This is a genomic window from Micromonospora sp. NPDC047707, assembly GCF_040704235.1.
Lineage (GTDB): Bacteria > Actinomycetota > Actinomycetes > Mycobacteriales > Micromonosporaceae > Micromonospora.
In genome coordinates this window covers 144575-167697 of sequence record NZ_JBEYSU010000002.1, presented here as the reverse complement: position 1 = coordinate 167697, position 23123 = coordinate 144575, and the positions used below count along the sequence as shown (strand labels likewise).

Below are 23123 nucleotides of genomic sequence, written 5' to 3'. Positions count from 1 at the left end.
CCTCCAGGGTCAGCGGAACCTCAGGGCGGTCGGCCCCTGCACCTTCGAACCGCGCCGCTGCTTCGCCGGCATGGCGGCGAGCTTCTCGCGCAGCTCGACGGCGTAGGCGGCCAGCGCCTCCACCAGGTCGGGCACCGAGGCGTGCTGAGGCTGCACGTCGACCCGCAGGCCGAACTCCGTGGCGGTCTCCGCCGTCTTGGGCCCGATGACAGCAACAACGGTACGCGCGTGCGGCTTCCCGGCGATGCCGACCAGGTTCCGGACCGTGGACGACGACGTGAAGAGCACGGCGTCGAACCCACCCGACTTGATGGCGTCGCGGATCTCGGCCGGCGGAGGCGCCGCCCGGACCGTCCGGTACGCGGTCACGTCGTCGACCTCCCAGCCGCGCTCGGTGAGCCCGGCGGCGAGCGTCTCGGTGGCGATGTCGGCGCGCGGCAGCAGCACCCGGCCGACCGGGTCGAGCACCTCGTCGTGCGGCGAGAACTCGGCCAGCAGGCCCTCCGAGGACTGCTCCCCGGACGGGATCAGCTCCGGCTGGATGCCGAACGCGCGAACGGCGTCGGCAGTCGCCTCACCGATGCAGGCGATCTTGACGCCGCCGAAGTGCCGGGCGTCGAGACCGTGCTCGGCGAACTTCTCCCACACCGCGCGGACCGCGTTCACCGAGGTGAAGATCACCCAGGCGTACCGGCCGTCGACCAGGCCCTTGACCGCGCGCTCCATCTGGGCGGGGGTGCGCGGCGGCTCGACCGCGATGGTCGGCACCTCGCACGGGATGGCGCCGTACGCCCGCAGCCGCGCGCTCATCGCACCGGCCTGCTCCTTGGTCCGGGGGACGAGCACCTTCCAGCCGTACAGCGGGCGGTTCTCCCACCAGCTGAGCTTGTCCCGCTGGCCGACGCCGTCGCCGACGGTGAGCACCACCCGGCCGGTGAAGCCGAGCGCCGCCGCGACGAACGAGTCCACGGTCGACGTGGTGGTGTACTGCGTCTCGCCGGTGCCGTCGCCGGTCACACCGACGGCTGTGGCCCCGTCGACACCGGCGGCGAGCAACCCGTCCCGGACCGCGGCGAGGTCGCCGGCGTCCACCGCGAGCGCCAGCGAGCCGCGGGAGACGGCTGCGGCCAGCGCGTCGAAGTCCAGCAGGGTGACGTCTTCCGCGTCGGCCACCGTGCGGACCCCCGGCAGCGGCACGCCCGCGTAGGTGGCCACCCCCTCGGCCTGCCCGACACCCGGGACGACCTCGAAGTGCGCGGCGGTACGCGCGACCGCCTGCACCTCCTTGACCACCGACTCGTGGCCGAACGGGTCCCCGGCGACCAGGTGCACCGCGTTCAGCCCGGAACGGGCCGCCGAGATCAGCACCTTCGCCACGTCACCCGGCGCGCCCTCGGCCGGAGTGAACTGGGCGTCCTCCTTCGCCTCCGCGCGGACGACGTCGAGCAGCGACTCGGGGACTCCCCGGTCGTACACCACCTGGTCGGCGTCGACCAGGGCGTCGTGCGCCCGGCGGGTCAGCAGGCCCGGGTCGCCGGGACCGGCCCCGACGAACGCGATACGGCCTACGGGCTTACGGGTGCGGGTCATTCTGTGCTCCCAAATTGCTGGGTCCCCGGGCCGGTGTGTCCGTTCTGGCCGAGGATCGAGTCGGCGCCGAGGTCGAGGAGTTCGGCGGCGAGTGCCTTGCCGATCTCCGCCGCGTCGGCGGGCGTTCCGGTGCGGGACAGCCGGAGGTCACGGGTGCCGTCCGGGCTGATCACCGCCCCGCGCAGGTAGATCTCTTCACCGGCGTCGCCCTCGGCGAGCTCGGCGTAGGCGGCGACCGGTGCGCTGCACCCGGCCTCCAGGGTGGCGAGCAGCGCCCGCTCCGCGACGACGGCGGCGCGGGACGGTGCGTGGTCGAGCACGGCGAGCAGCTCCACCAGGTCCGGATCGTCGATCCGGCACTCCACGGCCAGCGCCCCCTGGGCGGGCGCGGGCAGCATCAGCATCGGGTCGAGCGTCTCGGTGATCACATCGGTGCGGCCGATCCGGGCCAGCCCCGCCCGGGCCAGGACGACGGCGTCCAGGTCGGCCTCGGGGCCGAGCACCCGCGCCACGCGGGTGTCGATGTTGCCCCGGATCGGCTGGACCTCCAGTTGCAGCCCGAGGGCGTGCAGCTGGGCGATCCGGCGCAGGGCGCCGGTGCCGATCCGCGCGCCGGGCGGCAGCTCGGCGAGCGTACGGCCGTCCCGGGCGACGAGCGCGTCACGCGGGTCCTGCCGGGGCGGGACGGCCGCGATGTGCAGGCCGGGCGCCGCCGCGGTGGGCAGGTCCTTGTACGAGTGGACCGCGAAGTCGATGGTGCGGGCAGCCAGGGCGTCACGCAGCGCCGACACGAACACCCCGACACCGAGCCGGTGCACCGGGGCGTTGGACCGGTCGCCGGCGGTCACCACCTCGACCAGTTCCACCGGGCGGCCGGTGGCAGCGGTCAGTGCCTCGGCGACGTGCCCGGACTGGGCCATCGCCAGGGCGCTGCCGCGGGTGCCGAGGCGCAGGGGGGCGGTGCTCATCGCTCACCTCCGGTGGGTGGGACGTCGGCGACGTGGCCGCGCGGCGTGAAGCCGGCGGCGCCGTCGAGCGGTGGAAGGCCGGCGGCGCCGTCGAGCGGCGGGACCGCCTCGGGCTCCACCACGTCGGGAACGGTGTCGACCGGTGAGGTCTGCGGCACCTGGAGGTCGAACAGCTCGCGCAGCAGGGCAGCGTACTGGTCGCCGCCGGGTTCGGCGGCGAGCTGGCGGACCCGCACGGTCGGCTGGTGCAGCAGGCGCTGGACGACGCGGTGCACCGTCCGGGCCACCTCGGCGCGCTGGTCGTCGGTGAGGTCGGGGCGGCGCTGGGCGAGCCGGCGCAGCTCGGCGCTGACCACGTCGTCGGCGCGGCCCCGCAGGGCGGCCACGGTCGGCGCGACGTCGGCGCCCCGCAGCCAGGTGAGGAAGGCGTCGACCTCGCCGCCGACGATCCGCTCGACGGCGGCGGCGTCGGCGGCGGCCGGCCCGTCGGCGATCACGGCGGCCATCCGGTCGATGTCGATCACCTCGACGCCGGGCAGGTCGGCGACGCCGACCTCGATGTCACGCGGGACGGCCAGGTCGAGCAGGACCAGCGGGCCGCGGGCCGGGTCCCGGTCGGCGAGCGCCCGGGTCACGACCTCGCGGGTGAGGACCGGCTCGGTGGCGGCGGTGGCGGCCACCACGATGTCCACCGTGGAGAGCGTCGCGGTCAGCTCGGCCAGCGGCGCGGCGGTGGCGCCGTACGACTCGGCCAGCCGGACCGCCCGGTCGGCGCCGCGGTTGGTCACGGTGATCGGCCCGGCGCCCAGCCGGGAGAGGGTCGCCACGCCGAGCGCCCCCATGGCCCCCGCCCCGACGACCAGCGCCGGACGGCCGGTCAGGTCGCCGTCGAGCAGTTCGGCGGCGAGGTCGAGGGCAGCGGTGACGACGCTCTGCCCGGCCCGGTCGATGCCGGTCTCGGAGTGGGCGCGCTTGCCCACCCGCAGCGCCTGCTGCATCAGCTCGTGCATCAGCCGGCCGGTCGTGTCGGCACCGGACGCCCAGTGGTACGCGTCACGGAGCTGGCCGAGGATCTGCGCCTCGCCCACCACCATCGAGTCGAGACCGGTGGCCACCCGGAAGGCATGGTCGACGGCGGCGGCGTCGAAGTGCACGTACAGGTGGTTGGCGAGCGCCGCCGGCTGGCAGCCGGCCTGCTCGGCCAGGACGGCGCAGATGTCGCCGAGGCCGCCGTGGAAGCCGGACACCGCGGCGTAGACCTCCACCCGGTTGCAGGTGGAGACGAGCACGGCCTCGCTCACGTACGGCTGGGCGACCAGCCGGTCCAGGGTGCGGGTGAGGTCGGCGGGGGCGACCGCGAGCTGCTCCAGCGTGGCGACCGGAGCGGTGCGGTAGGACGCGCCGACGACGAGCAGTTTCACGTGCCGATCGCCTCCTGGGAGTCGGTGACCGCGAGACCGCCGGGAAGGGCGGTGAGGGTGGACCCGCCGGTGGCGGGGAGCGCGGTCAGGGACGCCTTGCGGTGCTCGTGGAAGGACAGGATCTGCAGCTCGATGGCGAGGTCGACCTTGCGCACGTCGACGCCGTCGGGCACCGAGAGCACGCAGGGCGCGAAGTTCAGGATGCTGGTGACGCCGCCGGCGACGAGCTGGTCGGCGACGCGCTGCGCGGCGGCGGCGGGGGTGGCGATCACGCCGATCGCGATCGACTCCTCGGCGGCGATCCGGGGCAGCTCGTCGACGTGCTGGACGACCAGGCCGTTGATCTCCTCGCCGACGCGGGACGGGTCGGCGTCGAAGAGGGCGGCGATGCGGAAGCCACGGGTGGCGAAGCCGTCGTAACCGGCCAGGGCGTGACCGAGGTTACCCACCCCGACCAGGGCGACCGACCGCCGTTGGGTGAGCCCGAGCACGTACTCGATCTGGTCGATCAGCAGGGCCACGTCGTAGCCCACGCCCCGGGTGCCGTACGACCCCAGGTGCGACAGGTCCTTGCGGAGCTTGGCGGAGTTCACCCCGGCGACGCTGGCGAGCCCCTCGCTGGACACCGTCTCGTGGCCGCTCTCGGCGAGGTTGTGCAGGGCACGGAGGTACTCGGGGAGCCGCGCGACGGTCGCCTCGGGCAGGTCCGGCAGCGCGGGGACGGCGCCGGGGCGGTCGGGCGCGCCCGGGTGGCGGTGCTGACTCATGAGACTCCGTGCGGTGCGATCCTGGGCCAACTCCGCCGGTCGGCCGCTTCGGGACTCCCGCTGGCGACCGAGGTTGCCGGCTGTGCTAGCAGGGCGCGTCGGAACTACAGGGTAGGCGCTTGTGAAGACACGCACAAATCGCGATCTTGATCGCGCCCGACGCGGCTCCACCAGGCCCTCCATTCCGCAAGATCGATCCGGCGGCCTCCGGCCGGCGCCGCCCGCCGATTATTGCTCAATTGCGACTTCTCTGACCAATCGCGCGCGGCGCGTCACACCCGGGGTCGAACGTGGTAGGGCCAGCCCCACCACCCGGAGGGCGGTGTACGGGATGGGCCGGACGGCCACCGGCCCATAGCCTCGCTGCATGACCGCCGTACCAGTGGGCAGCGCGCCGGCCCCCGCCACGCCCGTCCACAGCCTCGCCCGCCAGGTCCTGCGCGACTCGGGCTACGTGCTGTTCGGCCTGCCGCTCGCGCTGGTCGGCTTCGTGCTGACCGTGGCCGGGATCTCACTCACCGCCGCCCTGCTGGTCACCACGCTCGGCCTGCCGGTCCTCGCCGGCACCCTGTACGCGGCCCGGGCCCTGGCCGACCTCGAACGGCTCCGGCTTCCCGCCGTGCTGCACCTTCCCCGCGTCCGCCCGGACTACCTGACGCCCGCCCCGGACGCGCGGTTCTGGCGCCGCGTCGTGGTGCCGCTGCGCGATCTCCAGTCCTGGCTCGACCTGCTGCACGCCTTCGGCAAGCTGCTGGTGGCGCTGCCGACCGTGGTCGTGCTGATCGTCTGGTGGGCGGTCGGCGTCGCCGGCACGCTCTACGGGGCGTACGACTGGGCGATCCCGCGGGGCCCGGACGACCAGGACCTCAGCCAGCTCCTCGGGATGGGCGACGGCACCGCCGCACGGATCTTCCTGAACACCGCCATCGGCGTGTTCTTCCTGTTCACGTTGCCACTGGTCGCCCGCGCCTGCGCCCGGCTCCAGGCCGGCCTGGCCCGTTCCCTGCTGACCGGCGTCGCCGAGATGCGCAACCGGATCACCACGCTCGAGGAGCAGAAGCGCGCCGCGGTGTCCGCCGAGGCGAGCGCGCTGCGCCGGTTGGAACGCGACATCCACGACGGGCCGCAGCAGCGCCTGGTCCGCCTCGCCATGGACCTCAGCCGGGCCCGCGAGCAGCTCGCCTCCGATCCGGAGGCGGCCCGCCGGACGCTGGACGAGGCGGTCGGCCAGACCCGCGAGACCCTCGCCGAACTGCGCGCCCTGTCCCGGGGCATCGCGCCGCCCATCCTGGTCGACCGGGGCTTGCCCAGCGCCCTCGCCGCGCTCGCCGGGCGCGGGCTGATCCCGATCGAGCTGCGGGTCGACCCGGCGCTCGGCGCGTCCGGCGGTCGGCTCGACCCGGCGGTCGAGAGCACGGCGTACTTCGTCGTCGCGGAGGCCCTGACCAACGTGGCGAAGCACAGCCGGGCCACCGAGTGCCGCGTCACCGTGGAACGGGACGGGCCGCTGCTGCGGGTCGCGGTGGCGGACGACGGCGACGGCGGCGCGCACCTGGCCAAGGGCCACGGGCTGGCCGGGATCGCCGACCGCGTCCGGGCGGCCGGGGGCCGGTTCACCGTGACCAGCCCGCCCGGCGGCCCCACCGAGGTACGCGCGGACCTCCCGCGGTGAGCCGCGGCGGCGACCGGCGGACGACGAGCCGGCCGGGTCCGGCACCGACGTGGTAGACAACAGGTCCATGCGGATCGTGATCGCCGACGACGCCGTCCTGCTCCGGGAGGGGCTGGTCCGGCTGCTCACCGAACGCGCACACCAGGTGGTGTCCGCCGTCGGCGACGGTGACGCCCTGGTGGCGGCGGTGGTGGCGCACCGCCCGGACGTGTCGATCGTCGACGTCCGGATGCCCCCGTCGCACACCGACGAGGGGTTGCGGGCGGCGGTGCAGGCCCGCCGGCTGGTGCCCCGGACCCCGATCCTGGTGCTGTCCCAGTACGTCGAGGTGTCGTACGCCGACGACCTGCTCGCCACCGGGGCCGGGATCGGTTACCTGCTCAAGGACCGGGTGGCCGCGATCGGTGAGTTCCTCGACGCGCTGGAGCGGGTCTCCCGGGGCGGCACCGTGCTCGACCCCGAGGTGATCGGCCAGCTCTTCGCCCGGCGCCGCCGCGACGACCCGCTGCGCGGCCTGACGCCGCGGGAGCGGGAGGTGCTCGCCCTGATGGCCGAGGGCCACTCCAACACCGCCATCGCCCGCGCCCTGGTGGTGACGGACGGTGCGGTGGAGAAGCACGTCCGCAACATCTTCACCAAGCTCGACCTGCCGCCCGACACGGAACAGCACCGCCGGGTCCGGGCCGTCCTGACCTACCTCCGGACCTGACGCCCCCCGCGGGCGGGTTACAGGGTGCGGGCCAGGGTCACCGCTTCGGTGAGGGTGTCGGCCACCGGGTGGCCGGAGGACCTCAGCCGGGCCGGATCGGTGAAGCCGCCGGTGTAGAGGACCGCGCGGCCACCCACGGACAGGGCGGCGTCGGCGTCGTCCAGGGAGTCGCCGACCAGCACCACGTCCCGGCCGTCGATTCCCAGCCCGGCAAGGTGCCGGCCCAGCGACTCGGCCTTGCGGTCACCGCCGACCGTCGCCCGCAGCCCGTCGACCCGCAGGAAGCGGCCGGTCAACCCGTACGTGTGGACGGCCGGCACCAGCTCGTCGTGGAACCACATGGACAGCAGCGACTGCCCGCCCGGCCAGGACGACATCGCCTCGACCGCGTCGTGGGCCAGCGCGCAGGTGGTCAGCCCGTCCCGGTACGCGTCGTGGAAGATCCTGTCGAGCCGGCCGAACGCGTCCTCGTCGACCGCCTGCCCGAGCACCTCCGCGTAGTAGTCCGCGATCGGCCGGCGGAACCGGACCCGGTGCTCGTCGGCGGTGACCGCCGGCCCGCCGACGCTGGCGAACGCCGCGTTGGTGGACGCCACGACCAGGTCCAGGTCGTTGAGCAGGGTGCCGTTCCAGTCCCATACCAGGTGGGGGTGCGCAGGGGTCATGGACCGAACCCTATCGACCCGGCCACGGCCGGCGCGGGTTCGCTACCGCGCGCCGGCGGTCAGAGCTGCGGGGTGGTGAGGTCGCGCAGCAGGCGCTCCTCCTCGACGCGCCAGTAGCCGTGCTCCTTGCCGTCGAGCAGCACCACCGGCAACCGGTCGCCGTACTCCCGCTCCAGCTCGATGTCGCCGGTCACGTCCTTCTCGATCCACCGGTCCCCGGTGACCGACACCACCCGGTCCAGCGCGGCCTTCGCGTCCTCGCAGAGGTGGCAGTCCGGCCGGGTGATCAGGGTGAGGCGGGGTTCACGCATCGGTCTCCTCCGTCGCGCCGGTCCGGACCGGCGGGTGGCTGGCCGGCGCCGTCGGGGCCGGCGGCGCGGGCGTCGCCCCGGCCGGTGGCCGGAGCAGCGTCTTGCGGACCTTCCCGATCGCCGAGTACGGCAACTCGTCGACGAACTCGACGGCGGTCGGGCACTTGAAGCGGGCGAGGTTGCGGGCGCAGTGGGCGAGCACGTCCTGCACCGTCACCGCCCGCCCCGGCTCCGGCACCACGTACGCCTGGACAGTCTCGCCGGTCCGCGGGTGCGGCACACCCAGTACCGCCGACTCCGCCACGCCCGGGTGCGCGGCGAGCACCAGCTCGACCTCGTGCGGGTAGACGTTGAAGCCGTTGACCAGGATCAGCTCGCCGATCCGGTCGACCAGGAACAGGTCGCCGTCGTCGTCGGCGTACGCCACGTCCCCGGTCGCCCACCAGCCCTCGGCGTCGGGCCCGCCCCGCCCGTCCGGCCAGTAACCGGAGAACAGGTTGGCCCCGCGCACCACGATCTGGCCCGGGTCGGTGCCGGGTGCGGTGTCGGCGATGTCCAGCTCGTCGGTGTCGTCGTCGGGCACCGCCACACCGTCCCGCCACAGGTCGGTGCCGTCCGGGGCGACCAGGCGCAGGTCGACGCCGGGCAGCGGACGGCCGATCGAGCCGGGCTTCGGCTCCCCACCCACGAGGGTGGAGGTGAGCACCGGAGCGGTCTCGGTCAGCCCGTACCCGACGTGCACCGGCAGCCCGGTGACCTCGCTGAAGCGTGCCGCGGCGGCCGGCTCCAGCGGCGCCGCGCCGCAGACCGCGACCCGCACCGACGCCAGCGCCGCCGTGGCGGTCCCGGCGTCCGCCGTGGACCAGGCCGCGACCATGGACGGTACGCCGACCAGCACGGTCACCCGGTGCCGGGCGATCTCCGCCAGCCCCGCGTCGCCGCCGAGGTCGTCGACGAGCACACCGGTGGCGCCATGGTGGACGACCGCACCGAGCCCGGAGTTGAGCCCGTACGCGTGGAACAGCGGCAAGGCGAGCAGCAGCGTGTCGTCCGGGCCCACGACGGGCGGCTCGATGCGGTCGACCTGCTCGTGGTTGGCCGCCAGGGCGCGGTGCGACAGCATCGCCCCCTTCGGCCGCCCCTCGGTGCCGGAGGTGTAGAGCAGCACGGCGAGGTCGTCACCGCCCCGGGCGGGAAAGCCGCCGTCGCCGTCCCCCGTCGGGGGCGCGGTGTGCACGGCGGCGAGGGCCGGCAGCTCACCGGCCACGTCGGCGACCCGGTCGCGGACCGGCGGGGTGCCGATCAGCACGGACGCACCGGAGTCAGCCAGGACGTGGGTCAGTTCGCGGGCGGTGAAGGCGGGGTTGACCGGCACCGCGACCAGGCCGGCGCGGAGCGTGGCCAGGTAGCTGACCACGAAGTCCGGCGTGTTGCCGAGCGCGATCGCGACCCGGGGCGGGTGCCGGTCGGCGGCGACCGCCTGGGTGGCCAGCGCGTGCGCGACGGCGGTCACGGCGGCGTCCAGTTCGGACCAGGTCAGGGTCTCGTCGCGCCAGTGCAGCGCGGGACGGTCGCCGCGGGTGGTGGCCGCCCGGCGGAGCCGGTCGGCGAGGGTCGACACGGTGTTTCCTGCTGCGTCCTGCACGGTCGCTGAGTCTGGCACAGCCGGGGTCGGCCGGCCATGCCACGACGGCCAGCCACGCCGGGTCGGCCCGTCGGACAGTCGCCATCGACCGTCCTCGACGGCCACCCCGGCCCGGTCCCGCCGACGGGACCGATGCTTCACACCACCTGTGACGTCCCCCGGTCCCGTCCACAGGACAACACCAGACCGGCCGACACACCGACCCACCCTCGGCCGACCGGGTCGAGCGGACCGCCGAGTCGGCTCGCCGCAACCCTCTCCACCTGGGAATCCACTGCGGACCACCGGCAAATCCGAAAGTCAACCGCACACGACGGACAACCGGTCCGCCATCCGTGCGACACAGCGGGAAATACTTTGGCCCTGTGTAACGGACTTGCCACGCGCGGGTGACGTTGGCCCTATCATCACTCGGGTCGGCTCACCCCATTTGCCGTGAGTCGACACCCCTCAGCCCGAGGAGGCCCCCGTGCCCGTGAGCGCATTGGACCAGCACCTCAAGGGGATCTGCCGCCCGTCGGCACACCCCCGACCCGCCCTGCCCGACCCCCGCGTACCGGTCGCACCCGGCACGCGGCGCGTGACCGGCGGGACGGAGGTGGCCCGATGACGACCTTCGGCTACGCGGACCGCCCGCTCGGTCTGACCGGTCCGGCCCCGCGCCCCGTGATGAACGAACGGCCGGTCGCCCGCGGCCCGGTGGAGGACACCGGAAACCTCACCACGCGTGGCGACGGGGCGTCGAGCCGCGTGCGCAACCGACCACACCACAACGAGGCGCCGGCGAGACCGGCCACACCGGGCGGGAACGCCAAGCCGATCGGGGGCCGGGTCGCGACACCGGCCCGACCGACGATGCCGGTGCAGGGCCGACGGGCCGCCGACCCGCCGGCCACGGCCGACCCGTCCACCACCGAGACCGCGGTGCTGCCGGCGGTGTCCGCCGCCACGCCGGGCACCACGACCGGCTTCCCCAGCCGCCCCGACCCGTCCGACCCGGCCACCGAGGTCTGGGCGCTGGTCGAGCGGGCGCAGGCCGGTGAGGCCGAGGCCTTCGGTCTGATCTACGACCGGTACGTCGACACGGTCTTCCGGTTCGTCTACTTCCGGGTCGGCAACCGCCAGTTGGCGGAGGACCTGACGTCCGACACCTTCCTGCGCGCGCTGAAACGGATCGGCAGCTTCACCTGGCAGGGCCGGGACCTCGGGGCGTGGCTGGTGACCATCGCCCGCAACCTCGTCGCGGACCACTTCAAGTCCGGCCGGTACCGGCTGGAGGTGACCACCGGGGACGTCCTCGACGCCGACCGTGAGGACCGGGGGCCGGAAGGCAGCCCGGAGGCGGCGGTGGTCGAGCACATCACGAACGTCGCCCTGCTCAGCGCCGTCAAGCAGCTCAACCCCGAGCAGCAGGAGTGCATCGTGCTCCGCTTTCTCCAGGGCTTCTCGGTCGCGGAGACGGCCCGGGCGATGGGCAAGAACGAGGGCGCGATCAAGGCCTTGCAGTACCGAGCGGTACGCGCGCTGGCGCGGCTGCTGCCCGACGGCTTCCAACCGTGACCCCCGGGCGTCCCGAGCAACGTCGGCGCAGCTCGGCGGCGGTAACCGCCCGGTGAGAACCATCACTTTCCGTGATTTCTCCCCCGGCCGCCCCGTAACCCTTACCCTGCGCGGCGCGTTTCTCCGGGTGCGACCGTTGGCAGTCCCGGCGTCCCCCCGGGCTCCTCAGATCCGGCATTCCCGCCGGCCGCGAGCCTCCCTGTGGTGTGCCGCCGTCACCGGTCGCCGGTGACGACCGCGGCCGACCGGCCGTGACCAGCGAGAGGAGGTGCCCAACGGTGGACAGCGACCTCTTCTCCCGTCGGCGCGCCGAACGCTTCGCTCAGCTTCTCGACGAGGCCAACGGCGGCCGGCGGCACCACAAGCGGTCCCGTCTGGACGACGAACTCATCGCCCTCGTCGCGGTCGGACAGCGGCTCAGCGCCGGCCCCCCGGCCGTCGACGTGGACCCGGAGTTCCGTACCGGCCTGCGGGCGATGCTGCTGGCCACCGCCGAACGCGAGGGCATCGGCGCACCCGCCGCCGACACCGCGACCGGCCCGACGACGCGCCGCACCAGGGCGTTCCGCCCGTCACTACTGCCGCCGGTCACCGCCCGACGGGCCCGCGCCCGGGGCGCCATCCTCGTCGGCATCGCGGCCGGGGCCGTGGCCCTCTCCGGCATCTCGGCCGCCAGCGAGAACGCCGTACCGGGCGACGCGCTGTACGGCATGAAGCGCTCGACCGAGCGCGCCCAGCTCGCGCTCACCAGCTCGGACGTGAGCCGCGGGCAGCTCTTCCTGGGCTTCGCCCGCACCCGGCTGAGCGAGGCGGCGGAACTCCGGGGCGACCGGGCCGGGTACAGCGGCGTCCTGGACGACATGGACGCCGACACCCGCCAGGGCGTACGCCTGCTGACCGGAGCCGCCGCGCAGCGCTCCGACCCGGCGCCGCTGGACGCGGTCAACACCTTCGTCACCGCGCAGCAGCGGGCGGTCAGCGCCCTGCTCGACGAAGGGACACGCGCCGAGCGGGACCGCACCCGCCGCTCGCTCGCCCTGCTGGACGCCGTCCGCAAGCGCTCGGACGCGCTGCGCGCCGCGATCACCTGCGGCCTGCCCGCCCCGCTCGGCAGTGACGCCCTCGGCCCGGCCCCGGCCACCTGCCCCGCCGACCGCTAGGAGCCACGGTGCGTGAGAGCCGTACACGCCACAGCTGACCCGAGGTACGCCCGGACCGGCCACGCTCCCGGCTACCCTCGCGAGGTGGCGCACCGCGCGCCGATCGAGCGGAGGGAGGACGGGTGGCCCGCAGCCGTAAGGTGACGGTCAGCACCGACACCCACGGTCACACGTCCGGCTGGGCCGAGACGGACGCCGCGCCCCCGGCGCCGGATCCGACGGCCGCCGCCTTCTTCGACGTGGACAACACGATGATGCAGGGCGCCTCGATCTACTGGTTCGCCCGTGGGCTGGCCGCGCGCAACTACTTCACGACCGGGGACCTGCTCCGGTTCGCCTGGCAGCAACTCCGGTTCCGGGTGCTGGCCACCGAGCACGCGGGTGACATGTCCCAGGCCAAGGAGACCGCCCTCGCGTTCATCGAGGGCTGGCGGGTGGACGACGTGGAGCGGCTCGCGGAGGAGATCTTCGACGAGCTGATGGCCCCGCGGATCTGGGCCGGCACCCGCCGCCTCGCCCAGGGCCACCTCGACGCCGGCGAGCGGGTCTGGCTGGTCAGCGCGGCACCCGTGGAGATCGGCCGGATCATCGCCGCCCGGCTCGGGCTGTCCGGCGCCATCGGCACCGTTGCCGAGGTGGTCGACGGGGCGTACACGGGACGGCTGATGGGCGACCTGATGCACGGGCCGGCGAAGGCCGAGGCGGTCACCCAGCTCGCCGCGGTGGAGGGCCTGGACCTGTCCCGCTGCACGGCGTACAGCGACTCGTCCAACGACCTGCCCATGCTCAGCACGGTCGGTCGGGGGGTCGCGGTCAACCCGGACAGCGTGCTGCTGCGGGAAGCCCGCCAGCGCGGCTGGGAGGTGCGGGACTTCCGCACCGGTCGCCGGACGGTGAAGATCGCCGTACCGTCGACGGCCGCCGCCGGGCTCGTCGCCGGTGCCGTCACCGCCGGGCTGGCGCTGCACCGACGCCGCCACCGCGGCTCCTGACGCCCGGCGGCTGTCAGCCGGTCACCACGGCCGGCGCCGGAGCCGGCTCGTCCTCGTGCGCGATGCGGGTGAACTCCCGCCACAGCAGGGCGACGAGGACCGCCGAGCCGGCGAACGCGAACCAGAACGGCGCGGTCACCCCGAAGGGGGTCACCAGCAGGCCGCCCACCGCCGAACCGACGACCAGACCGCCGTACGTGCTCATGGTGTTGATGCTGTTGACCCGCCCCTGGAGCTGGGCGGGGACGGCCCGCTGCCGGACGGTCAGCGAGGTGGTCCCCCAGACGAAGGCGTGCGCGCCGAAGACGAAGAGGATCGCCGAGGCGACCCACGACGACGTCGTGACGGCGAGACCGAGGTGGGTGAGGGTCTCGATGATCAGCCCGATCCGCATGATCTGGCCCAGGCTCACCCGGCGGGTCAGCCACCCGTACCCGACGGTCCCGAGCAGCCCGCCGACCGCCGTCACCGTGCTGAGCAGGCCGAAGCCGACGGCGCCCAGGTCGAGGCGGTCGCTCGCGTAGAGCACCAGGACCGACCAGGCCGCGCCGTACGTGATGTTGAAGACCAGGATGGTGAGGCAGAGCGTCCGGACGGCCGGGTGGCGGACGGTCCAGCGGAGTCCCTCGACGATGTCCCGCCGCACGCTGCGGGTTTCCTCCGTCGGGGCCGCGTCGCGGGGTGGCAACGACACCCGGGACACCAGCAGCAGTCCGGCGGCCGCGAGGAGGGCCTCGGCGGCGAACGGCCAGGCCCGGCCGGCCGCGAAGAGCGCCGCACCGACCGCCGGGCCGGCCATCTGGTTGAGCGTGATGAACCCGGCGAGAACGCGGGCGTTGGCGATCGCCAGGTCCTCCCGGCGTACCAGCATGGGCGTCAGCGTTCCGGTGGTGTTGTCGGCGAAGACCTCGCCGGTGGCGAGCAGCGCCAGCGCCAGCAGCGCCCCGAACACCGAGAGCCGGTCGGTGACCAGGGCCAGGGTCAGCACGCCCAGGACGCCGACCCGGACGGCGTTCGCCACGATCACGATCCGGCGCCGGTCGAGCCGGTCGGAGAGCACGCCCGCGTACAGGCCGAACAGCATCGGCGGGGCCCACCGCAGCAGCGCCGCCAGCGAGACCAGGAACGGGTTGTCGGTCAACGACGCGATCAGCAGCGGCCCGGCCGCCACCGCCACCCCGTCGCCGAGGTTCGTCGCCCACGACGACGCCAGCAACCAGCGGAAACCGCGCCCCAACCGGGCCGGTACGACGGCCTCGACCACCCTGCTCACAAACCCAGGACCGTACGACGCCCGGAGGTGGTGGCGCACCCGCATTACCGGCGGGGTGTCCCCCGTCTCCTACGGGCCGAACGGATCGGGCCGGCGTTCCAGCAGCTTGTGCAGGGTCTGCTGGATGGTCTCCCGCACCTGGTCGGCGAGGTTGAACACGACCAGCGGATCGTCGGCCGAGTCGGTCAGGTGCGCGGTGGGGATCGGCGGGCAGAACTCGATCAGCCACTTGCTGGGCAGCGGCACCATGCCCAGCGGGCCGAGCCACGGGAAGGTCGGGGTGATCGGGAAGTACGGGAGCTTGAGCAGCCGCGCGAGCGGCTTGACATCGGCGAGCATCGGGTAGATCTCCTCGCCCCCGACGATCGCCACCGGCACGATGGGCGTGCCGGTGCGCAGCGCCGCCGACACGAAGCCGCCCCGGCCGAAGCGTTGCAGCTTGTAGCGCTCCGCGTACAGCTTGCCGATGCCCTTGAAGCCCTCGGGGAAGACGCCGACCAGCTCCCCGGTGCCGAGCAGGCGCTCGGCGTCCGGATTGCAGGCCACCGTGCCACCCGTCTTGCGGGCGATCTCCGACACCACCGGCATCCGGAAGACCAGGTCCGCCCCGAGCAGGCGGAGGAACCGGTGCGCCGGGTGCCGGTCGTGCAGCACGGCCGAGAGGATCAGCGCGTCGAGGGCGACGGTGCCGGAGTGGTTGCCCACGACCAGGCCGGCGCCGTCGGCGGGCACGTTCTCCAGGCCGCTGACCTCGGTACGGAACCAGTCCCGGTAGAGCAGTCGCAGCAGCGGGTGGAACACCGCCTCGGTGATCTGCGGGTCGAAGCCGAACTCGTCGACCTCGTACTCCCCGGCGAGCCGCCGGCGCAGGAACGCCAGCCCGTTGGCCACCTTGCGGTCCCAGTGGTCGCCCGGGCGGTCCGGTACCGCCGGCCCACCCGGCACCGCGGCGGCGCGCTCGTCGGCACCGGTGCTCCCGGCACCGGCCGGGTCGCCGGCCGCGGTCACGGCCGGCTCGTCGGTCGCCGCCGTGTCCAGCTCGTCCGGCACCGCCGCCGGCTCGTCCGTCGCCAGCGGCTCATCCGGCGTCACCAGGGGCTCGTCGGTCGCGGCCGGGTCCAGCTCGTCGGGCATGGCCATCGACCCGGTCGCCGCGACGGGCCGGTGGCCGTTGGTCCGCGCCGGCTCCGCCGCCGGGTCCGGCACGGCCAGTGGTACGTCGTACCGGCCGTCGCCGCCGGCGGGCTCGCGCCGGGGCCGGCCGGTCACGACCGCTCCCGGGCGGCGGCCCGGACCTGCCGGATCCCGTCCAGCACCAGCCGCTCGGCGGCGGCGAGCTGGTCCCGGGTCACCACGACCCCGCCCCGGTGCGCCCGGATGAAGTCGTCGAACGCGGCGGCGGTGGAGCGCGGCGTGAAGCCGTACTCCCGCTCCAGCCGGCCGGTGTCGACGACCCGGCCGTGCACGAAGAGGTCGACCTGGTCGAGCCCGATGCGACCGAAGCCGAAGCTGCGCGCGAGCGCCGCCGCCCCGGACAGGCCCGGTTCGAGGACCGGCATCGCGACGCGGCCGGCCCGCCGGATCGCCTGGGAGAGGGCCAGCACGCCGGGACCGGCGACGTTGTACGTCCCGGGATGGTCCTCGACGATCGACCGGTGCAGCACCTCCAGCGCGTCGTCGAAGTGCAGGAACTGCAGGCGCGGGTCGCGGCCGAAGACAGTGGGCACCACCGGCTGCGAGAAGTAGCGGGTCAGCGTGGTGTCGGCGGTCGAGCCGATGAACGGCGCGAAGCGCAGGACGGTGGCGGTCACGTCGGGCCGGCGGCGGCGGAAACCTCGCACGTACCCCTCGATGTCCAGGATGTCGCGGCCGAAACCACCGCGCGGAACCTCGCGCGGCTCGGTCTCCTCGGTGAAGACGGCCGGGTCACGGAACGAGGCCCCGTACGCGGCGGTCGACGAGCGGACGACGAGCTTGCGCAGCCGGGGAGCGCGCTGGGCGGCGGCGAGCAGCTGCATCGTGCCGATGACGTTCTGCTCCTTCATGGCCGCCCGGCCGCCGTGCTGCGGGTCCGGGGCGCTGACCAGCGCGAGGTGCACGACGGCGTCCACGTCGAGGTCGGTGAGCAGGCCACCGATCGAGCCGGCGTCCACGCGGACACGCTCGACGCGGTCGAGCAGGTCGGCCAGGTCCGTGCCGGGCTCGGGCGGGTCGACGCCGATGACGCGTTCGATCCGCGGGTCGGCGGCGAGCCGGGCCGCGACGTGGGCACCGAGGTAGCGGCTCACCCCGGTCACGACGACGACCCCCGGAGCACCAGGGGTGCCACCGGGGGTCATGTCTCGCACCTCCCCCGGCAGGCGGGATCGAGCCGGGACGTCCACGGCCTGATCACCTGAGCCTCCGAGGGTCGACAGTTGGCGGGTGACGACGGTGCCGGGCCGGGCCCGGCACCGGTCACTTGCCGAGACGGCGACGCTGGACGCGGGTCTTGCGCAGCAGCTTGCGGTGCTTCTTCTTAGCCATGCGCTTGCGGCGCTTCTTGACCACCGAGCCCATACGACAGCCTTTCGATGCAACGTGCGGGGCGGACCGGATGACGCCACGGGTGACACCGGCGACCGCTTGCGGACAACGGACCGGACCAGCGGGAGAGGCGGCGGAGCGCACCTGCGGTCACGGTCGGGGTCCAGGGTAGCCGGAGAGGCTCAGCAGGACCAACGCGGCCCCTCGATGCCCGTCACGCCGGCTGGTCCGCCTGCGCCGGCGGCGGCTCAGGCGGTTTCCTGAAAGGCACCGCGCAGGTATTCGTGCACGGCGTGCTCGGGGACGCGGAACGACCGGCCGACCCGGACCGCGGTGAGTTCACCGCTGTGCACCAGGCGGTAGACCGTCATCTTCGACACCCGCATGACCGTCGCCACCTCGGCGACGGTCAGGAACTTGACCTCCGACAGCCGACCGTCGGACTGCGACCCGGCCATGGCTCACCGACCCATCCCATGCCCGGCGCGCCCCATCCGACGGGGAGCCTCCGACCGGACCGGCGACGCGCGTGTTACCAGTACGGTAGCGGGGCCGCTGTGACCGGCGCGATCCCTTCGTACAACTGATCATAATTCGCACGGGTGTCCGACCGCCTGTTACATCGTTTACCGACTTCGCGGGCCACTCGTGCCGGATCGCGGCACCTTGTCCGGGTCGCGGAGTCACTCTGAGCGCAGGGCCACCACGGGATCGAGCCGCCCGGCGCGTTGGGCCGGCACCACGCCGAACACGATCCCCACCGCCGCCGAGACGCCGAACGCCAGCGCCAGCGACCACCACGTCACCGCGGCCGGGATCGGCGACACGGCGGCCACGGTCAGGGCCGTACCGACCCCGAGGGCCATGCCGGTCAGACCGCCGATCGAGGTGAGCAGCACCGCCTCCAGCAGGAACTGCACGCCGATGTCGCGCGGCCGGGCGCCGACCGCCTTCCGCAGCCCGATCTCCCTCGTCCGCTCGCGGACCGAGACCAGCATGATGTTGGAGACACCGACGCCGCCGACCAGCAGCGAGATGCCGGCGATCGCGGTCAGCACCCCGGTGAGGATGCCCAGGATGTCACCGAGGACACCGAGGATCTGCTCCTGGGTGACCGCGCTGAACTCGGTCCCCGGATGCCGGCGGCTCAACTCGGCGACGATCCGCGCGCCCAACTCGTCGATCCGCTCGCGGTCCGGCGCCTTCACCGCGATGCCGTCGACCCGCTGCGTGCCGTAGAGCCGCTGCGCCGCGGTGACCGGCACGTGGACCTCGTCGTCCCGGTCCACGCCGAGGCTCTGGCCGAGCGGGGCGAAGACCCCGATCACCCGGAACCGGACCCCGGAGACGGTGACCTGCTGCCCGACCGGATCGCGGTCGGGGAAGAGCGCCCGCGCCACCGACGCGCCCAGCACCGCCACCCGGCGGCTGGTGTCCACGTCGGACCCGGTCAGGTAGCGGCCCCGGGCCAGCTCGCGGGTGAACACGGACGGGGTGGTCTCCAGGACGCCCTGGACCGTGCTGAAGTCCGACCGGGCGCCCGCCCGGACGGTGGCGCCGGAGGCCACGGTGACGGCCACCCGGTCGGGGTCACCGACCACCCGGGACACCGCGTCGACGTCGTCCAGGGTCAGCGGGGAGAGCGCGGGCGCGGAGCCCACGTCGATCCGGCCGGGTACGACCAGCAGCAGGTTCGAGCCCAGCCCCTCGACCTGCTGCTCGACCGTCTGCTTGGTCCCGGTGCCGATGGCCACGAGGATCACCACCGAGGCGACGCCGATGATCACACCGAGCATGGTGAGGACGCTGCGCAGACGGTTGGCGCGCAGCGCGTCCAGCGCCACCCGCCAGGCCTCGGCCAGCCTCACCGGGCGGCCCCCTCGCCGGCCGGCACACCGGGCCCCCCACCCGCCGGCGCCGCACCCGCGCGGCGCCCGGCGGCGCCGGCGGCGCCACCGGTGCCACCGGACGGGTGCCCCGGACCGCTTCCGGACGCGGACCGGGACTCCGCGCTGGGAGCGGGCACCAGTGTGTCAGGCGCCCCGGCGTCTCCCGACACCGGTGGATCATGACGCTCGTCGGCGCTGTCCGCCACGACCACCCCGTCGCGCATCGCGATCCGCCGGCGGGCCCGCGCGGCCACCTCGTTGTCGTGGGTGACCATCACGAGTGCCACGCCGGACTCGGCGTTGAGCCGTTCCAGCAGCCCCAGAACGGCCGCGCCGGTGACGCTGTCGAGGTTGCCGGTCGGCTCGTCGGCCAGCAGCACAGTCGGATCGGTGACCAGGGCGCGGGCGATCGCCACCCGCTGCTGCTCGCCACCGGAGAGCTGGTTCGGTCGGTGGTCGAGGCGGTGCCCGAGGCCGACCCGGCCGAGCATGGCGGCGGCCCGCTCCCGCCGCTGCCGGGCGCCCACCCCGCGGTAGACCAGGGGCAGGGCCACGTTGTCCACCGCGGAGGTACGGGGCAGCAGATGGAACGCCTGGAAGACGAAGCCGATGGTCTCGTTGCGCAGCGCGGCGAGGTCCCCGGCGGAGAGGCGGCCCACCTCCCGGCCGCCGATCGCCAGGCGGCCGGCGGTCGGCCGGTCCAGCCCGCCGAGCAGGTGCATGAGGGTGGACTTGCCGGAACCGGACGGCCCGACCAGCGCCACGTAGTCGCCCGGCGCGACGGTCAGCGACACGCCGCGCAGCGCCGGCACCGAGACGCCGTCGAGCTGGTACGTGCGCGACACGTCCACGGCCTCGATCGCCGGGGCGGTCATCCCAGCTCCTGGCCGTCGCGGACCTGGTCGGCGCCCCGGACCACGACCCGATCGCCGGCCTGCACCCCGCGGACGATCTGCACCAGGTCCTGGCCCTGGACCCCCACCGTCACCGCCGCCCGCTCGGCCCGGCCGTCGCGTACCACCCACACCACGTCCCGCCCGTCGGCGGAGAAGACGGCCGACGCCGGCACGGTGACCGCGTCGGTGGCCTCCCGTACCTGGAGGCGGACCACCGCGTTCATGCCGGGTCGCGGGATCGGCGCCGGCTCGCCCTCGCCGAACCGGCCCGCGCCGAGGGCCAGCCGCACCCGGTAACCCACCCCACCACGGGCCGACGTGGTGGGCAGGACGTCGACCGAGCGGACCGTCGCCTCGTACGTGGCGCCGGGGACCGCGTCCAACTCGACGGTCGCGGCCAGCCCAGCCTTGACCAGCAGGACGTCGGTCTCGTCCACCTCGGCGAGCAGCCCGAGCTGGCCGGTGTCGACGATGGTCAGCACCGGCGTGCCGGCGGTGACCAGACCGCCCACCGGGACGGCGACGTCCACACCGGGCGGCGGGCCGGCCGGCACGGGCCGGAGCGCCGACGGGTCCAGGCCGGTCGCCGCACCCCCGCCGAGCAGCCCGGCCAGCGCGTCCGGCGGGACACCGCCCCCGGTGGTCGTGCCGCCCGCCTGGACGACACCGCCGATCGGGGCGCGCAGCGTCAGCGCGTCGACGGTCGCCTTCGCCAGGTCGTACGCCTGCTGGGCCTGGAGCCGCTGGGCGGTGGCGAGCGCGCCGACGGCCGCGTTGAGGTTGCTCACGCCGCGCTGCACCGCGCGCACGGCGCGGTCGGCGGCGCGCGCGGCGTTCTCGTACCGCTGCTGGGCGTCCCGGACCTGGAGCAGCAGCGCCTCCCGCAGCTGCGGGTCACCGATCTTCGCCGCCGCGGCGCGGGCCGCCGCGTACGTCTCGTCGGCGGCGCGGTCGGTGCCCCGCAGCCCCCCGGTCAGGCCACCCCCGCCACCACCGCGCCCGGCCCGCCTCGCGGCGGCGAGCGCCTCGCGGGCCTGGCGGAGCCGCTCCTCGGCCTGCGGTGAGTCGATGACGGCGAGCACCTGCCCGCGCCGGACCCGCTGGCCGGGCTGCACGCGGAGGCTCGCCAGCGTCCCGTCGGCGGCGGCGGTGAGGGTGGCGGCGGCGCGGGCGGTCACGGTGGCCGGCGCGTCGACGACCTCGGCGACGGCGGCCCGGCCGGCGGCCGCCAGGGCGACCGGTGACTCCTCCCCACCGCACGAGGCGGCGGTGGCGCCGGTCAGGACGACGACCGCGAGGAGAGCGGTGAACAGGCGGGGGCGGAAGCGCGTGGCTGCGGGCAGCCGCGGCGGGTCGGGGCGGCGCACGAGCCCCATGCTACGAGGGCACGTCGACGGACGACGATGCGACTCAGGTGACGGAGCGGGCGTACCCGACGCACTCGTCGTGCAGGACGCTCCAGGGGGTGTCGAACACCTCGTCGGCGGCCTCGTCGAGCGACCGTCCCTCGTGCGCCACCACCCGGAAGAATGCGAGCAACCGCTCGACGCCGAACCGGTCCACCAGGTGCTGGACCGCCAGGTAGGCGAGCCCGTAGCTGCCGGAGACCCGGTCGGCCGGTGCGTTGTGAGCCGGCGCGAGGCGGTCGAGCCGCCCGGACCAGTCTCCGGTGACCAGCCGCCGGACGTCCGCCAGTCCGTCGTACCGGTCGACCGGCCGGCCGTCGACGCCCGCGTACTCGGCCACCCCCTCGACCAGCCACCACGTCCGCGCGCCCGGATAGCCGGCCTCGGGCATGGTGGCGGCGTGGGTCAGCTCGTGGCGGAGCAGGTCGTCGAGTCCGGTCTCGGTGACGCTGTCGGCGTTCAGCACGACCTCGTGGTGGCCGCCACCGACGGTGACCGCGTACCCCGCCGTCCAACCGGCCCGACCGCCGCCGTACCAGCGCTTCCACTCGGCGCGCCCCGCGTGGAAGATCCGGTACCGGTCCGGCGTCCGCCCGTCGACTGCGTAGGTGTCGGCGATCCGGGCGGCTGCTTCGGCCCGCGCCAACAGGTCGGGCAGCCGCTCACGCTGCGCCGGCGTGGTGGCGACGACGGTACGCTCGCCGACCGCCACGACCAGGTCGCTGACCTCCCACGGCCGAGTGCCGGCCGACCTCGACGCGGAGGGCTCGACGGCGAGCAGCCGGGGTTGTGCGGCGTCCCGCCAGCGGGTGGCGGCGAGCACCGGGCTGGTCCGGCAGTCCGGCACGGCGAAGCAGTACCGGAACTCGACCATCACCCGCCACTCGCCCGGCCGGCCCTCGACCGGCGTCGGCAGGCCGTCCGGCCGGGCCTGCCAACCGGTGACCCGCAGCGCCCGCAGCGCGGTGAAGCGACGCCGCAACTCGGCCTGGACGGCCGGCTCGGCGACGGCCAGCCAACCCGCCCGGTCGCCGCGGAGCAGGGCGGCCGACTGGCGGTCGAGCTGCGCGTCGACCCGCTCGGCGAACTGGCGGGCGACGACGGTCGCCGGATCGACGGCCGCCACGGCGGGCACGTTGCTGCCCCGCCCATCGGCCACCAGCGCCACCGGCAGGCCGCAGGCCAGCAGCACCACCACGGCCGCCAGCGCCGTCCACAGCGCCCAGCGGCGCGACCGGCGCGGTGACGTCAGGGGTACGGCCACCGGCGCCCGCTCCGCGCCGTCCCCGACCGCGCCCTCCCCGACCGCGCCCTCCCCGACCGGGGTCTCGCCGGGCGGGGCCGGCACCCGGAAGGCGGGTTGCGGCGGGTCGGGTTCTCCCGACCCGGCGTTGCCTTGGCATGCCGCATCCGGCACGGCCGCCGCCGCACCGTCGGTCACGGGTGTGCCCTCAGTCACCGCCGAAGGGTACGGCCCCGTCAGCCGGCCCCGCGAGCACGTCTCACCCCCGCCCGGGCGACCCTCCCTCGCCGCCTTTGCTCTGCTTCAACCCGCGCAACAGATTCCGGCGGATTCCATTGCGTTGGTTGAAGCAGAGCAAAGGGAACGGGCAGAAGGTGTGACGCCGAGGACGCCCCACACCGGCCACCGGCTCCCACCGGGGGCAGCGCGA

General features: G+C 74.6%; 20 protein-coding genes and 1 pseudogene. 5 read left to right on the top strand and 16 right to left on the bottom strand.

Annotated features, from left to right (window positions below; translation table 11 throughout):
• Nucleotides 1–9: 9 nt before the first annotated feature.
• Genes AB0873_RS03015 through AB0873_RS03000 form a run of 4 tightly spaced genes read right to left on the bottom strand, consistent with a single transcriptional unit; the run spans nt 10 to nt 4746 of the window.
• Nucleotides 10–1590 carry a uroporphyrinogen-III synthase gene (locus AB0873_RS03015; RefSeq protein WP_155330128.1) on the bottom strand — a complete coding sequence of 527 codons (1581 nt, stop codon included), beginning with the start codon at nt 1588–1590 and terminating at the stop codon, nt 10–12.
• Nucleotides 1587–2558, bottom strand: a complete 972-nt coding sequence (gene hemC / locus AB0873_RS03010) for a hydroxymethylbilane synthase (protein ID WP_155330127.1) — start codon at nt 2556–2558, stop codon at nt 1587–1589. Before hemC ends, AB0873_RS03015 begins: the two co-directional genes overlap by 4 nt.
• On the bottom strand, nt 2555–3979 hold the full coding sequence (locus AB0873_RS03005) for a glutamyl-tRNA reductase (RefSeq protein WP_366598182.1): 1425 nt from the start codon (nt 3977–3979) through the stop codon (nt 2555–2557). The genes hemC and AB0873_RS03005 overlap by 4 nt, the downstream gene beginning before the upstream one ends.
• Nucleotides 3976–4746: a redox-sensing transcriptional repressor Rex gene (locus AB0873_RS03000; RefSeq protein ID WP_366598181.1), complete on the bottom strand. Its 771-nt coding sequence runs from the start codon at nt 4744–4746 to the stop codon at nt 3976–3978. Before AB0873_RS03000 ends, AB0873_RS03005 begins: the two co-directional genes overlap by 4 nt.
• 367 nt (nt 4747–5113) lie before the next feature.
• Here AB0873_RS03000 and AB0873_RS02995 point away from each other — a divergent pair, with 367 nt between their 5' ends.
• Together AB0873_RS02995 and AB0873_RS02990 are read left to right on the top strand one after the other, a co-directional pair.
• Nucleotides 5114–6418 (top strand): sensor histidine kinase, encoded by a 1305-nt coding sequence (locus AB0873_RS02995; RefSeq protein WP_366598180.1) that lies wholly within the window; start codon nt 5114–5116, stop codon nt 6416–6418.
• 67 nt (nt 6419–6485) lie between these two features.
• On the top strand, nt 6486–7127 hold the full coding sequence (locus AB0873_RS02990; RefSeq protein ID WP_366598179.1) for a response regulator transcription factor: 642 nt from the start codon (nt 6486–6488) through the stop codon (nt 7125–7127).
• 17 nt (nt 7128–7144) lie between these two features.
• Here the strand turns inward: AB0873_RS02990 and AB0873_RS02985 are convergent, their stop codons facing one another.
• Genes AB0873_RS02985 through AB0873_RS02975 form a run of 3 tightly spaced genes read right to left on the bottom strand, consistent with a single transcriptional unit; the run spans nt 7145 to nt 9748 of the window.
• Nucleotides 7145–7792 (bottom strand): HAD hydrolase-like protein, encoded by a 648-nt coding sequence (locus tag AB0873_RS02985; RefSeq protein WP_366598178.1) that lies wholly within the window; start codon nt 7790–7792, stop codon nt 7145–7147.
• A gap of 59 nt (nt 7793–7851) precedes the next feature.
• Nucleotides 7852–8103 (bottom strand): glutaredoxin family protein, encoded by a 252-nt coding sequence (locus tag AB0873_RS02980; RefSeq protein ID WP_155330121.1) that lies wholly within the window; start codon nt 8101–8103, stop codon nt 7852–7854.
• The gene (locus AB0873_RS02975) at nt 8096–9748 is read right to left on the bottom strand and encodes an AMP-binding protein (RefSeq protein ID WP_366598177.1); all 1653 of its coding nucleotides are present in this window, start codon (nt 9746–9748) and stop codon (nt 8096–8098) included. Before AB0873_RS02975 ends, AB0873_RS02980 begins: the two co-directional genes overlap by 8 nt.
• Nucleotides 9749–10354: 606 nt before the next feature.
• Here AB0873_RS02975 and AB0873_RS02970 point away from each other — a divergent pair.
• From AB0873_RS02970 to AB0873_RS02960, 3 genes and pseudogenes are all read left to right on the top strand, one after another.
• Nucleotides 10355–11308, top strand: coding sequence for an ECF subfamily RNA polymerase sigma factor, BldN family (locus AB0873_RS02970; protein ID WP_366598176.1), 954 nt, complete (start codon nt 10355–10357; stop codon nt 11306–11308).
• Between the two features lie 278 nt (nt 11309–11586).
• On the top strand, nt 11587–12468 hold the full coding sequence (locus tag AB0873_RS02965) for a DUF5667 domain-containing protein (protein WP_366598175.1): 882 nt from the start codon (nt 11587–11589) through the stop codon (nt 12466–12468).
• Nucleotides 12469–12552: 84 nt separating this feature from the next.
• Nucleotides 12553–13460 (top strand): annotated as a pseudogene (locus tag AB0873_RS02960) (HAD-IB family hydrolase).
• Nucleotides 13461–13473: 13 nt separating this feature from the next.
• Here AB0873_RS02960 and AB0873_RS02955 read toward each other — a convergent pair.
• The 9 genes from AB0873_RS02955 to AB0873_RS02915 all read right to left on the bottom strand — a co-directional run bounded on the left by AB0873_RS02955 (nt 13474) and on the right by AB0873_RS02915 (nt 22909).
• The gene (locus AB0873_RS02955) at nt 13474–14733 is read right to left on the bottom strand and encodes an MFS transporter (protein ID WP_366598174.1); all 1260 of its coding nucleotides are present in this window, start codon (nt 14731–14733) and stop codon (nt 13474–13476) included.
• Between the two features lie 69 nt (nt 14734–14802).
• Nucleotides 14803–15678 carry a lysophospholipid acyltransferase family protein gene (locus tag AB0873_RS02950; RefSeq protein WP_366598290.1) on the bottom strand — a complete coding sequence of 292 codons (876 nt, stop codon included), beginning with the start codon at nt 15676–15678 and terminating at the stop codon, nt 14803–14805.
• A gap of 320 nt (nt 15679–15998) precedes the next feature.
• Nucleotides 15999–17072, bottom strand: coding sequence for an NAD-dependent epimerase/dehydratase family protein (locus AB0873_RS02945; protein ID WP_366598173.1), 1074 nt, complete (start codon nt 17070–17072; stop codon nt 15999–16001).
• Between the two features lie 118 nt (nt 17073–17190).
• Nucleotides 17191–17292: an AURKAIP1/COX24 domain-containing protein gene (locus AB0873_RS02940; protein WP_007465623.1), complete on the bottom strand. Its 102-nt coding sequence runs from the start codon at nt 17290–17292 to the stop codon at nt 17191–17193.
• Between the two features lie 215 nt (nt 17293–17507).
• On the bottom strand, nt 17508–17717 hold the full coding sequence (locus tag AB0873_RS02935; RefSeq protein WP_007465625.1) for a helix-turn-helix domain-containing protein: 210 nt from the start codon (nt 17715–17717) through the stop codon (nt 17508–17510).
• A gap of 225 nt (nt 17718–17942) precedes the next feature.
• Nucleotides 17943–19127 carry an ABC transporter permease gene (locus AB0873_RS02930; RefSeq protein ID WP_366598172.1) on the bottom strand — a complete coding sequence of 395 codons (1185 nt, stop codon included), beginning with the start codon at nt 19125–19127 and terminating at the stop codon, nt 17943–17945.
• Complete coding sequence (locus AB0873_RS02925; RefSeq protein WP_366598171.1) at nt 19124–20023, bottom strand: ABC transporter ATP-binding protein; 900 nt, start codon at nt 20021–20023, stop codon at nt 19124–19126. Before AB0873_RS02925 ends, AB0873_RS02930 begins: the two co-directional genes overlap by 4 nt.
• Nucleotides 20020–21420, bottom strand: coding sequence for an efflux RND transporter periplasmic adaptor subunit (locus tag AB0873_RS02920; RefSeq protein WP_366598170.1), 1401 nt, complete (start codon nt 21418–21420; stop codon nt 20020–20022). The genes AB0873_RS02925 and AB0873_RS02920 overlap by 4 nt, the downstream gene beginning before the upstream one ends.
• A 34-nt stretch (nt 21421–21454) precedes the next feature.
• Entirely contained in the window at nt 21455–22909 is a 1455-nt protein-coding gene (locus tag AB0873_RS02915; protein ID WP_366598169.1) for a hypothetical protein, read from the bottom strand.
• Between the last annotated feature and the right edge of the window lie 214 nt (nt 22910–23123).

Coding starts and splice junctions, on each gene's coding strand:
- AB0873_RS03015 (WP_155330128.1), bottom strand. CDS start 1,590: ATGACCCGCACCCGTAAGCCCGTAGGCCGTATCGCGTTCGTCGGGGCC.
- hemC (WP_155330127.1), bottom strand. CDS start 2,558: ATGAGCACCGCCCCCCTGCGCCTCGGCACCCGCGGCAGCGCCCTGGCG.
- AB0873_RS03000 (WP_366598181.1), bottom strand. CDS start 4,746: ATGAGTCAGCACCGCCACCCGGGCGCGCCCGACCGCCCCGGCGCCGTC.
- AB0873_RS02995 (WP_366598180.1), top strand. CDS start 5,114: ATGACCGCCGTACCAGTGGGCAGCGCGCCGGCCCCCGCCACGCCCGTC.
- AB0873_RS02990 (WP_366598179.1), top strand. CDS start 6,486: ATGCGGATCGTGATCGCCGACGACGCCGTCCTGCTCCGGGAGGGGCTG.
- AB0873_RS02985 (WP_366598178.1), bottom strand. CDS start 7,792: ATGACCCCTGCGCACCCCCACCTGGTATGGGACTGGAACGGCACCCTG.
- AB0873_RS02980 (WP_155330121.1), bottom strand. CDS start 8,103: ATGCGTGAACCCCGCCTCACCCTGATCACCCGGCCGGACTGCCACCTC.
- AB0873_RS02970 (WP_366598176.1), top strand. CDS start 10,355: ATGACGACCTTCGGCTACGCGGACCGCCCGCTCGGTCTGACCGGTCCG.
- AB0873_RS02945 (WP_366598173.1), bottom strand. CDS start 17,072: ATGACCCCCGGTGGCACCCCTGGTGCTCCGGGGGTCGTCGTCGTGACC.
- AB0873_RS02940 (WP_007465623.1), bottom strand. CDS start 17,292: ATGGGCTCGGTGGTCAAGAAGCGCCGCAAGCGCATGGCTAAGAAGAAG.
- AB0873_RS02935 (WP_007465625.1), bottom strand. CDS start 17,717: ATGGCCGGGTCGCAGTCCGACGGTCGGCTGTCGGAGGTCAAGTTCCTG.
- AB0873_RS02925 (WP_366598171.1), bottom strand. CDS start 20,023: ATGACCGCCCCGGCGATCGAGGCCGTGGACGTGTCGCGCACGTACCAG.
- AB0873_RS02920 (WP_366598170.1), bottom strand. CDS start 21,420: ATGGGGCTCGTGCGCCGCCCCGACCCGCCGCGGCTGCCCGCAGCCACG.